The sequence below is a fragment of the Flavobacteriales bacterium genome (genome assembly GCA_029248105.1).
GTDB lineage: Bacteria > Bacteroidota > Bacteroidia > Flavobacteriales > UBA7312 > UBA8444.
Genome location: JAQWJZ010000014.1, coordinates 1 through 11,279, shown reverse-complemented (window position 1 = coordinate 11,279; position 11,279 = coordinate 1). Strand labels below are relative to the sequence as shown.

11 protein-coding genes are annotated in these 11,279 nt (G+C 36.0%); 3 read left to right on the top strand and 8 right to left on the bottom strand.

Annotated elements, in window-relative coordinates:
• The first annotated feature begins 312 nt into the window (after positions 1–312).
• From P8I29_02710 to queG, 3 genes are read left to right on the top strand one after another with little or no spacing between them, the layout of a single operon-like run.
• Positions 313–1,092, top strand: a complete 780-nt coding sequence (locus P8I29_02710) for an OmpA family protein (protein ID MDG1916709.1) — start codon at positions 313–315, stop codon at positions 1,090–1,092.
• Positions 1,093–1,142: 50 nt separating this feature from the next.
• Positions 1,143–2,168 carry a Holliday junction branch migration DNA helicase RuvB gene (gene ruvB / locus P8I29_02705; protein ID MDG1916708.1) on the top strand — a complete coding sequence of 342 codons (1,026 nt, stop codon included), beginning with the start codon at positions 1,143–1,145 and terminating at the stop codon, positions 2,166–2,168.
• Positions 2,152–3,075, top strand: coding sequence for a tRNA epoxyqueuosine(34) reductase QueG (gene queG / locus P8I29_02700; GenBank protein ID MDG1916707.1), 924 nt, complete (start codon positions 2,152–2,154; stop codon positions 3,073–3,075). The genes ruvB and queG overlap by 17 nt, the downstream gene beginning before the upstream one ends.
• A 222-nt stretch (positions 3,076–3,297) precedes the next feature.
• Here the strand turns inward: queG and P8I29_02695 are convergent, their stop codons facing one another.
• From P8I29_02695 to P8I29_02660, 8 genes are all read right to left on the bottom strand, one after another.
• Positions 3,298–3,864 carry a UbiX family flavin prenyltransferase gene (locus P8I29_02695; protein ID MDG1916706.1) on the bottom strand — a complete coding sequence of 189 codons (567 nt, stop codon included), beginning with the start codon at positions 3,862–3,864 and terminating at the stop codon, positions 3,298–3,300.
• Positions 3,861–4,454 carry a hypothetical protein gene (locus P8I29_02690; GenBank protein ID MDG1916705.1) on the bottom strand — a complete coding sequence of 198 codons (594 nt, stop codon included), beginning with the start codon at positions 4,452–4,454 and terminating at the stop codon, positions 3,861–3,863. The genes P8I29_02695 and P8I29_02690 overlap by 4 nt, the downstream gene beginning before the upstream one ends.
• Entirely contained in the window at positions 4,451–5,401 is a 951-nt protein-coding gene (locus P8I29_02685; GenBank protein ID MDG1916704.1) for a hypothetical protein, read from the bottom strand. Before P8I29_02685 ends, P8I29_02690 begins: the two co-directional genes overlap by 4 nt.
• Before the next feature lie 11 nt (positions 5,402–5,412).
• Positions 5,413–6,201, bottom strand: a complete 789-nt coding sequence (locus tag P8I29_02680; GenBank protein MDG1916703.1) for an Omp28 family outer membrane lipoprotein — start codon at positions 6,199–6,201, stop codon at positions 5,413–5,415.
• 3 nt (positions 6,202–6,204) lie between these two features.
• A complete protein-coding gene (locus tag P8I29_02675; GenBank protein ID MDG1916702.1) occupies positions 6,205–7,863 on the bottom strand; it encodes a DUF6029 family protein in 1,659 nt (552 codons plus the stop codon).
• 3 nt (positions 7,864–7,866) lie between these two features.
• Entirely contained in the window at positions 7,867–8,358 is a 492-nt protein-coding gene (locus tag P8I29_02670) for a TlpA disulfide reductase family protein (protein ID MDG1916701.1), read from the bottom strand.
• 90 nt (positions 8,359–8,448) lie between these two features.
• The gene (locus P8I29_02665) at positions 8,449–9,993 is read right to left on the bottom strand and encodes a T9SS type A sorting domain-containing protein (protein MDG1916700.1); all 1,545 of its coding nucleotides are present in this window, start codon (positions 9,991–9,993) and stop codon (positions 8,449–8,451) included.
• Positions 9,994–10,124: 131 nt separating this feature from the next.
• On the bottom strand, positions 10,125–11,279 hold a 1,155-nt coding region (locus P8I29_02660), incomplete at its 5' end, for a T9SS type A sorting domain-containing protein (GenBank protein ID MDG1916699.1).

Sequence of the window (11,279 nt, the reverse complement as noted above, 5' to 3'; positions counted from 1 at the left end):
CATACGATTACAGTAAGCCGGGTGCTGATGAAGATTTTGTATCTCAGATTACACCACTCAAAGAAGGCGAAGAAGAACATTAACGTTTTCTTATCAAAGAATTAATAAAAAGCCTCATCGAAAGATGGGGCTTTTTTATTAACTTTTGAATACTTACAGACTTCTATCATGAAAACACTCATTCTCTTAATTCTTATAGTAGCGACAAGCTTCAGTTTGATTTCAAGTTTTAGAATTTTTAAATCTATAAACACTTTAACCTAATCCCTTCATGCATCGTATAAATGTGTAGTTTATTTAACGGCTGCACTTATGAAAAACTCTAACATTTTCATTATAATACTTGTTTTTAGCATTTTTAGCATCTCAGCCGATGCTTTAAATGCTTTCAGTCACAGTATTTTTTTCGATGAAAATAAAAGCACCTTAAATACACATGACCGTTTAACCTTTCGAAAATATTTGGATAGCGTATGCCAAACCAACGAGGTGGTTCGCATAGAAGTTTTAGGCTATTGTGATGATGGCGAATACAAAAGCTTCCTTTTGGATTTAACCCAAAAGCGCTCAAGATTTATCACCAAAGAATTGAAGTCGGTATTCAAAAACCAACAATTGAAGTCTGTCAATTGGTGTATTCAAACAGATGCCAAAGCCCTAACGGATGAAGAAATTACTACTCTAATAGAAAAAAGCAGACGAGTAGATATCATTTTTAACATCAATACAGAACCTAAGCGAAATATTAAAAGTGGCGATAAATTTATTTTGAATGGTATATTGTTTCAAGGAGGAGAAGATATCTTATTAGAAGAATCTATGCCCACGCTCAAAACCTTATTCCAAGAATTAGTCAAACACCCTAATTTAGTGATTCAAATACAAGGTCATATATTCGATGCGGATTTCACCTTCGCTGAAGATCAGCAAGAAACTCTTTCTGCACGTCGAGCCAAGCGCATCTATGATTATCTTATTTTTAAAGGGATTAACCCTGAGCGATTATCTTATGTTGGTTTGGAAGACAAATTCCCATTACATAAAGGCCCTAAGTATGATAGGCGAGTCGAGATAGAGATTATAAATATCTAATCCTACATTACTATTTCGTTTACTTCTATTTTAGTTTATCTTTGTTTGAGATGAATGAGAATTTGAACCCAGAACGAGATTCACTATCCAAGGTAGATTTAGAACTAGACAAGGCTTTACGGCCCAAGCAGTTTGAAGATTTTAGTGGACAACCTAAAGTGGTTGAGAACCTCAAAGTTTTTGTTAGTGCTGCCAAGATGAGAGGCGAAGCCCTAGACCATGTTCTTTTACATGGTCCTCCAGGTTTAGGAAAAACAACACTATCTAATATCATAGCTAATGAAATGGGGGTGGGTATAAAAATAAGTTCTGGCCCTGTTCTTGACAAACCGGGTGATTTAGCTGGATTATTAACCAACCTTGAAGATGGTGACATCTTATTTATCGATGAGATACATCGCTTAAGCCCCATTGTTGAAGAGTATTTGTACTCAGCAATGGAAGATTTCAAAATCGATATTATGATTGAGTCTGGGCCTAACGCCCGTGCTGTTCAGATTGAGCTAAACCCCTTTACATTAATTGGAGCTACTACTCGTTCAGGATTGCTAACAGCACCTCTAAGAGCACGTTTTGGTATCAACTCACGTTTGGAGTATTACAATGTTCAAACGCTTTCCGATATTGTCAATCGTTCGTCAAGTATTTTGGATATTTCTATCTCGAAAACAGCAGCTAATGAAATAGCAGGAAGAAGTCGAGGAACACCTCGTATTGCTAACGCCTTATTGCGTAGAGTTAGAGATTTTGCACAAGTCAAAGGTGACGGCACCATTACTTTAGAAATTACACATATTGCTTTAGATGCTCTCAATGTTGATGCTCATGGTCTCGATGATATGGACAACCGTATTTTATCAGCTATAATCGATAAATTCAAAGGGGGTCCTGTGGGACTGACTACCATTGCTACGGCAGTAGGTGAACAAAGTGGCACTATTGAAGAAGTGTATGAGCCTTTTCTCATTCAAGAAGGTTACCTTATGCGTACACCAAGAGGAAGACAAGCAACAGAAAAAGCCTATAAGCATTTAGGTATAAACCCATCTTCACAAATCGGTGGACTCTTCGAATAAATCTTATAAATCACTCATTAAAAATGAAGCTCTACGCTTGGGGTTTTCCCATTGCGGTTTTTCTAAAGCCGACTTTTTAGAAGATGAAGCACCTCGATTAGAAAAGTGGCTTAATGAAAAGAAACATGGTGAAATGGGCTATATGGCCAATCACTTCGACAAGCGTTTAGATCCTCGTTTGTTGGTAGATGATGCTAAAACGGTTGTCTCACTTTTATTGAATTATTATACCGAAGAAGCTCAAAATTCGGATGCTCCTAAGCTATCAAAGTACGCCTATGGAGAAGACTATCATTTTGTGATAAAAGATAAGCTGAAGGATTTGTTACGTTTCATTCAAGAAGAAATTGGAGAAGTCAACGGAAGAGTATTTGTAGATAGTGCTCCTGTAATGGATAAGGCATGGGCTAAGCGTAGTGGGTTAGGGTGGATAGGTAAAAACACCAATTTGATTAATAAGCAGCAGGGTTCGTTTTTCTTCATTGCCGAGTTGATTATCGATTTAGAAGTAGAGCCAGACTTAGCAGTTCTCGATCATTGTGGTACATGTACGGCATGTATTGATGCCTGTCCTACTCAAGCCATTATTGCGCCCTATCAAGTCGATGGGAGCAAATGCATATCTTACTTTACTATAGAGTTAAAAGAGTCTATTCCGGGCGAGATGAAAGGAAAAATGGACGATTGGATGTTTGGCTGTGATGTTTGTCAAGATGTTTGTCCTTGGAATCGTTTTTCCACACCACATAACGAGCAACGCTTTGAACCACATAGCGATTTATTAGAGATGAATAAACGAGATTGGCAAGAGCTTACTGAAGATACGTTCAGAAAAGTATTTAAGAATTCAGCAGTTAAGCGGACTAAGTTTACAGGCTTACAACGAAATATAGATTTTCTTAAATAGTATTTTCAAATACGTCAAGAATAACGTCTTTATAATTAGCAAAAGTTGTTAAGCACCATATTTTCAGTACCATTTGTTCATTTTTGCTTAATAGCCGTGTAGATTTTTTAAGTTCCTTTTTGAATAAATTTTTATCGAAAGACACCTTACTTAAAATAGTTTTGCAAAATCGTAACATAGAAATTTGGTTTTGATAATATGATAACTGAAGGTTCAGTTATTTTATTGCCCCCATTGGTAAGAATTTTGCTCTAATCCTGCTAGGGCAATAACTCTATCGACCACTGTAGCGGCAAGTTCCTCAAAAGTAGATGGATTACTATAGAAAGATGGTGTAGCTGGACAAATGATACCACCTGCTTCAGTAATGGTTTTCATATTGTTAATATGAATCAGATTAAACGGTGTGTCTCTTGCTACTAGAATAAGCTTTCTTCTTTCTTTAAGGATTACATCGGCAGCCCGAGTGGTTAAGTCGTTGGATATTCCTTGAGCGATACGCCCTAATGTACCCATTGAACAAGGACAAATAATCATTGTTTCGTAACGTGCCGATCCAGAGGCAAAGGGTGCCGTGAAGTCTTGAGGTTTGTAGAACGTAAATGGTAAATCTTTGTAATCGGTATTACCTAATTCTGTTTTCCAAACGTATTTTGCATTGTCAGACATCAAAATACCTACGTCTTCAACTTGATTATGTAGCTGTTGTAGTTTATCAAACAACACTTTGGCATAGATAGCACCACTAGCACCACTTACCGAAACGACTATTTTTTGTTTCTTACTCATTCAGAGAACAAATATCGGAAAGAAAAACTAAATATGGAATTATATTTGCCTTTGTTTAGTCCGTAGGTTGCTCTGCCAGGATGGTCTTGAACGGGAAAAAAGGGAATGCTATTACTCAATTCCCAGAACATAGAAAGCTGTGGCTTGAGTTTTATTCCAGCAGCTAATTTTGCGCCTATATCGAATTTATGAAAATCACTTTTTTGAATGTCTTCGTAACCATAAATGTCATAAGTCTTGCCATCTACCAAAACGCCGAATAATAACCCGCCTTCATAGATAAAGCCTTTAGAAGTCTTTTGTACGCACCAAGACGTTTCAATGTACGATAAGTCTATTTTGAAATCACTATTTAGGTCGTTACTTCCTTTGTCTATGTAATAAATGGCTAATTGCCCACGACTAGCTGGATTGATAATATGGTTGACCGATGCGCCTAGTTTAAGCCCTATTTTATTGAAACCTCCTAATTGGTCGCCAGATACTTGAGATGTGCTGATGCCGGCAACAAGTCCTGCCTTGAAGTTTTGTGCTATTGAATAACTACTGACTCCAAGGAAAATAAAACATATGAATATTAGTCGTATCATCTAAAGCTTAGACCAATTCCTGCTGATGTAACGGGATAGCTAGAAAAGGTTTGATTGGCATAAAGTGTAAAGATAGCAAATTGAAATCGAACACCTGCAGAAGCTTGCATTTCTGATGACTTTGGCAATTCTATATTTAGGGGTAAGTCAAAGTCTAAAGTGCTTGAGCTACCCAATTTAAAATTGGTATTGCCCGTGAAAGTTGAATTCACAGTGTTTTGTCCAACACTTGCATAAGCTGATACGACCGAAAACTTTTTAGAAAGAATGAGATTAAAAGTAGTCGCTCTGATGTCTAAACTTACATCTTGCCTAATACTTTGACTTTCCACCTCAAAAGAGGTGTTGAATTGACTAAAAGCACCTTGAAATGACAAATCGAAAGGAAGTAATTTGTTAAGAGGCAGCCACTGCAAAATATCGTGTTTCAAGCCAAAGCCATATAATTCGATTGAGCCCTTTCCGACAAAACCGATATCGTAATTGTAGCTAGGAATGTATCTAAGGTTGACTTCCGTACCTTTAATTAAACCAACACCAGCATTAAGAGTTGGGATAGGAATGGTTTTTAAATTGATGTTTTGGTTAGGCATAACAAATTCATTGCCTTGGTAACTTATAGTAGCGCCTTCACCGCTACCTAATAGTGTTGGGGTTGAAGATGAAGAGCTGCTAAAATTGTCTAAGCTATTGGCATCAAAGGATGATAGCTCATCACTTACAGTTATGAGATTTATGCTTAGGCTAACATCAAAACCCGCTAACTTATGTGGCTTTGCCGTATTGTACCATCCTCTATTGAGCCCTGCTCCAATACTTTCAGAAAAAGGTGAAAAATAAGCTCCTAGAAAGTTAGAGGCATCTTGTATATCATTGACTACAGGATTTTGCGAAACTACATACTGCGACGTGCTTATAAATATTAAAAAGGTTAAGATTTTATTCATTCTATTGATTTTTAATCATACAAATGTATTTTTTCTACTTGTAACACTTCTTTGTTACTATTATCGTATACGAAAGCAACGACATTACAGTTACTTTTTACCCAAAAATCTTCCAAAGTATAGTTAAAAGTAAAAGAGGTGGAGGTGTTGCCTAACTCTATGCTACTTCCCCAAGTTCCATTAACTACCTTTCTTAATACGTGGTTATGTTCGTAGTCTTCTATCAAATCAGAACCATCGATTTGTTTGTCAATAATTTTATCTTCTGTAATACAAACTACTAGTTTTAAGTCATTATTAGCTTCAGACAGTCTTCTAGCTTCAATTTCGATTTGGTTGTTTGATTCAGTTATTGATAGTTCAACAGTAGGTACTTGCAAAAGTTGGTCTAAAACCTTACTTGCCCAATCAGTGTAGTTTAACAACGTATTTTCAGGGTATCCTTGTCTATCGACCATCCCTATAGGGAAGCCATCGGGTCCGAAAAAATCAGTGATTTCATTTCCTTCGTCTGTTCTAAAGTCAGTTTCAAAGACTCCGCTAGGTTGTGCAAAAGAACCAGCATGTATAGCAATACCAATCACTTTGTCAGGATATAGCTCTTCAATAGTATATAATTCTGCAGATGCAGCAGGGCAATTGGTACACTTATAGCCTGTAAAATCTTCAACAAGGACTTTTTTGCCTAGCCAAGGAAAACCTGCATTTGGATCAGTGAAATTATCATTTTCTATGGTGTCACATGAAAAACTTAAACTAACAAGAAATAGGCTTAGTAATAAATAATAATTCTTTTTCATAATTTAAAAGCTTGAAGTTATATTAAGAGTAAAACCATTCGAAGAAGGTACATTTCTACATACACCACCAACACAGAATATGCCTTCTCTAACCTTACCATATCCTAGCTCAAAACGATTTGTTCCTTTGGTATAACCACAGCTAATGTTTAAATAGTGTACTGCTTCATATGTTTTTCCTTCACTAGTATATCCGCCATTATATTGGTCAACGAAAGCAAAAAACCAGTGGGGAGAAAATGTGTATTCCACTAAACCCATCACCCAATCGCCTTGGTCTTTGTAGTATTCTTCACTTTTATCAACCGATAAGTATTGAAATTCACCTCTAATAGTATGTTTAGGTTTCATTTTGTAATTCATTTCCAGAATACCAACCCTTGCGTGAATATTTTTGCCAATATTTTTACCTTGAATAACATCTTTGTTGTAGATGATATCTAAGTAGTTGGCCATCAGTTTGACTTTTTTACTGATTTTCTTTTTTATATCAAAGTTGAAATCTCTGAAGTATAGCTCTTCATTAATAACGCTAAAAAACTTTGGGTTATGATCTCTATTGAGGGTTAACTCAGATGGGCCTCCATTTAAGCCGTTAATCCTAGAGTAATTAAAAGCGATTTGAGTGCTGTATTTTCCGCCAATTTTAGTTTTCTTTTTGAAGGTGTAATTGATTTCTCCTTGAAAGCCTAATTCTCCCATTGGCTGAGTAGCAAATGGATAAAAAGCAGCCAAAGTGTAAGCGTGTTGTTTACTAATGGCGGGAATATAGTTTAGTGTCAATTCTTTTCCTGTTCCCCCTCTTTTGGAACGGTAATCCATATTATCTACTCGGTGTGCTTCTAAAATAATTCCTAATCCTCTTTCAGAATAGCTGAGGTTGGTCATTAAAGCACTTCCTGGCGCATAATTATTGTATGTAACACTTCCTGCAGGGTCATTATATTTATAGGCGTATTCTGAGTTAAATGAAATCTTTCCTCTGTTTATTGTTGTACGAACAGCATAAGCCGCTACATTTTCGGGAAGGTTATATACAGGGTTGTTGTCTTCTTCAAAACGGCTGACAAAGCTACCTCCAAGTATTGCATTAGTCTTGCTATTTTCTAATGACGGTAAGGCATCGTTTAGATTTAACTCAGCATCTATGCCTCTGATAATGCCTGGTCCTTGTTCCCAAAATAAGCGTTGAGTAGCTACAAAACCTTTTAGTGATAATCCTTTTAATGGGCTGTATTTCAGACGTACACCATCCATTGCATTGTCGATGCCTAGCGTTTTCTCCTCATAACTTCTAAATATGAGACCATTGCCAAATTGCTCGTAGAAATTACCTACAGTAATATCTAGTCCGTTGACATTGTATTGTGCAAATCGATAAGGAATGCCATTGCCATCGAAGCGAGAGTCAAACCCTTGAAGGACGTTTAAGTAACTTTCGAAGCGAACACCAGTAGTGAAGTTGCCTTTGTTGAACCGTATGTTGGAATACGCATTCATTAGCATAGTTTCATCCACTTTTTGGGCATTTATTGCAGGGTCTTCTGAATAGCTTTGGGCACTAAAGTTAAAATCACCTTGAATGCTACCATTTTGATTGTCTTGCGCCCAATTGAGAAAAGGAATAAAACCACAGACAATAATTAGAGTTAATGTTCTCATTGTTTATTTTGATATTGCTTCAATTTCTTCATACAAATCGTATTCATCACCATCTTTATAGCCTGTGTGTTGCCAAACGATTTCTTTATTTTCGTTTAATAAAAATGTATGAGGTACTGAGCCAACGCCCATCGCTCTTTTGAGGTCTCCGTTCGGGTCAATATAAACTTCATAATCCCACATTTCGGCATTTACCTTAGGCTTTACTTTACTCATATTTCTTGCGTCGTCAATAGATATAGCGATAATTTTTACTCCTGTTTCATCTTGCCAATCTTCATAGATTTCGGCAATGTTTGATAATTCTTTGACACAAGGCTTGCACCACGTTGCCCAAAAACTAATGACAATGGGTTTGCCATCGTTATCAAAATCAGAGGTGTTAATGGTGTTATTATCTAATGTTTTTAAATCTATTTTAGGTAATGCTCTATTTTGAGAAAAAGAGATTAGACTGAATGATAATAAGGCGGTGAAAATCAAGAATTTTTTCATAGTAGTTTTTTAGTTTTTAAGCATTAAAAAAAGGTCAGCAAATTAGTGTGGCTAATCTACTGACCTTTTTTGTTATAAGCAAATTATCCTCTATTTAGTAACTGTGATTTTAGTTGTCTTTGTTTCACCATTTACAGTAAGGTGAGCAAAGTAAATACCACTAGTTAGTTGACTAACGTTTATGTTGATAGAATTATTGCCAGAATTCATACGGTGTGATTCTGAAAGAGCTACTTCCCCTAAAACGTTTACGATATCTAATCTAACATTAGAATTTTCAGAAAGATTAACTTCTATGGTAGCGTTTGTATTTACAGGGTTTGGATAGATAGAAAAACTAACTTTTTCATTTTCACCAATTGAAGATGTTCCAGCTTCAGTGTTTTCAAAATATGAATCGTCTTCATTTTCGAAATTTTGAACTGTTTGTTGAGCAATAATAACTCCATTGTTATCTTCAATAGACCAATCTCCATCAACACCACCATTAGTGTTAGTTGAAGCAGCTAGTCCATCACCATAGTAATCGGTAATCTCAAATTTGAAACAGCCTGTAGATGGAAGTGTTACATCCCATTCATAAACTTGGTTATTTCCTAATGGATTAGTAGCATCTTCAGGTGCTAACTGTCCTGTTCCTACATTTCCGGCAACAGCTTCATTACCTTCAAACCATATAACATTATTATTATCATCAGTTATCTGCATGTAGGTTTCGTTTCCATAATTGTCTGTTAGTAGATTTACAGTAACCATTTGAGAGGATTGACCCGTTGAAAAATTAACAGAATGTGTTAGGGTATTGTCATTATCATTATCATCAGATGATGTAATTTCAACGTCTATTGTTTCTCCATCAACTGTGATATTTCCGAAGTTGACAGTAGTTGTTTCGAAAAGATTTAGATTTCCACTAAAATCTTCGGTAGCGATACTTTGTCCGTTAGAACTTACTTCAACAGTAAATGAAGTTAGGTTTTCAGTACCCATATTTTGAACAACAACTGAGAAATTTCCTGAGGCACTAGCTTCGCAACCGTCAGGAAGGATATCAGTATTAATATTTAATATGGCAGCGTTAGTACCTTCAGTTTCTGTAGGACAATTTGATATGCCGTTGTAGTGAGCAGCCGCTGTCAATTGCCCTGATTCAACAAGGGTTCTGTTAGGGCAAATGGTATATATTACTGGCCAATAAGGAAGTTGATATAAGCTAGCAATATTGTCGTCATTGCTGATAGGGAAAAACACTTCATTTCCTTCTGGTGCTAACCAGTTTCCAAAATCACTATTTTCTAATTCACTGAGAGCAGTTCCACCGTCACCTTCAAACCAAAGAATCATTACATCATCAGTTGTGTTAGAGCTAACACCTGGCTCACCTGCAGGACCATGAGCTTCCCATATTTCTTCGAAAGTACCACCAATGTGATAGTTCCAGCAAGGGCCACACCAAGTAGCGCTGATATCTAAAATAACAGTATAGCCGTTATCTAAGTAATCATAAAGTCTGTGTTCATTTCCATTCACATCTGTTGTTGTGAAGTCTGGAGCGATTGATCCATCAGGCAATTGAGCAAAAGATTCAGTAGTAATGAACAATAAAGCCGATAGAATAAGTATATATGCTTTCATATTTTGTTTGTTAAGTATTAAGTTAGTTTAAGCAAATTTAATAAAAAATACCTAGAAATTGGCATTTACAGTTTAAGCTTTAGAAAAAAAAATAGCCCGAAGGCTATTTTTTAAAATTTGTTTGAAAAGAATTAATCTATTTTAATAATATTTTTTGATTGATTAAAAGACGACGATAGTATATTTACAGTGTAAAGACCACTTTTTAAATGTATCAAATCCAACGAAATTTCATTGTTGCCTTTTGATATGTCAATATCATCCTCAAATACAATTTCTCCAAGAACATTAACTATTGAAAGTTCCGCTTTTTCAGAATCCATTATGTTAGTAAATATTAGTTTAGCATTGTCATATGTAGGATTTGGAAAAATAGTAAAATCAGATTTTGATTGTTCAGACAGAGAAAGACTATTACCATCAGAATTCAATGAAAATATTTCTTTTACAGATGTGCCGAAATTAGGTTTCACTAATTGATTGATAACATCAGTACCACTGGCAACATTGTGTCCACTAATGGAGTATCCCGACTGAATATTACTTGTTCCCATGCCGTCACCAAAAGAATCGTAAACATTTAGTTCGTAACATTTTATACCCTCAGGGATAGCAACAAAATATTCAAAAGTTTGCATAGCATCTGGACCTCCAGAGCCCCCAGATCCTGTTCCTTGCTGATAAGGACCAAAACTTTTCAAGACATTGCCATTATCGTCTTTCAAATCCCATTTTGTTTCACCAGGGTAATTGTCAGTCACGATAGTGATTTTAATGGTGTTTTCTGTTTCCATAGGAGCAATTTCAACAGCTATATTTGCCTCATTGCCAACTGTATAACTGTCAGTATTTCCGTTAGCAGTCACAATTTTAACGCTATAAGTTGTATTGGAAGTTACATCATTAATAGTGCTAAACTCAACGGTTTCATTGGCTAGAGACGATAAGTTACCACTCCAATCCTTAGTTTCGACGGAATTATCTCCTTCTAATAACTCTAAGGTTGCACTAGTCAAATTATTAGTTCCAAAGTTTTCTATTTCTATACTAGGCGTTACACTTCCACCAGAAATACATACTTCATGCAGAATATCCGAAATTCCTGCATTATCCGAGGTGCCTGCTGCTGTAAAATTACATTTGCTTTCAAATAGACCGACTAACTGAGTTGCTGTTTTTGTTCCGAATTCATATATTTTACCATCGGGACATATACCATATACTGTCGGGTAATAGGCAATTTGTAGTGTGCTTGCAATAGAAGCATCGTCTATAATTGGGTATGG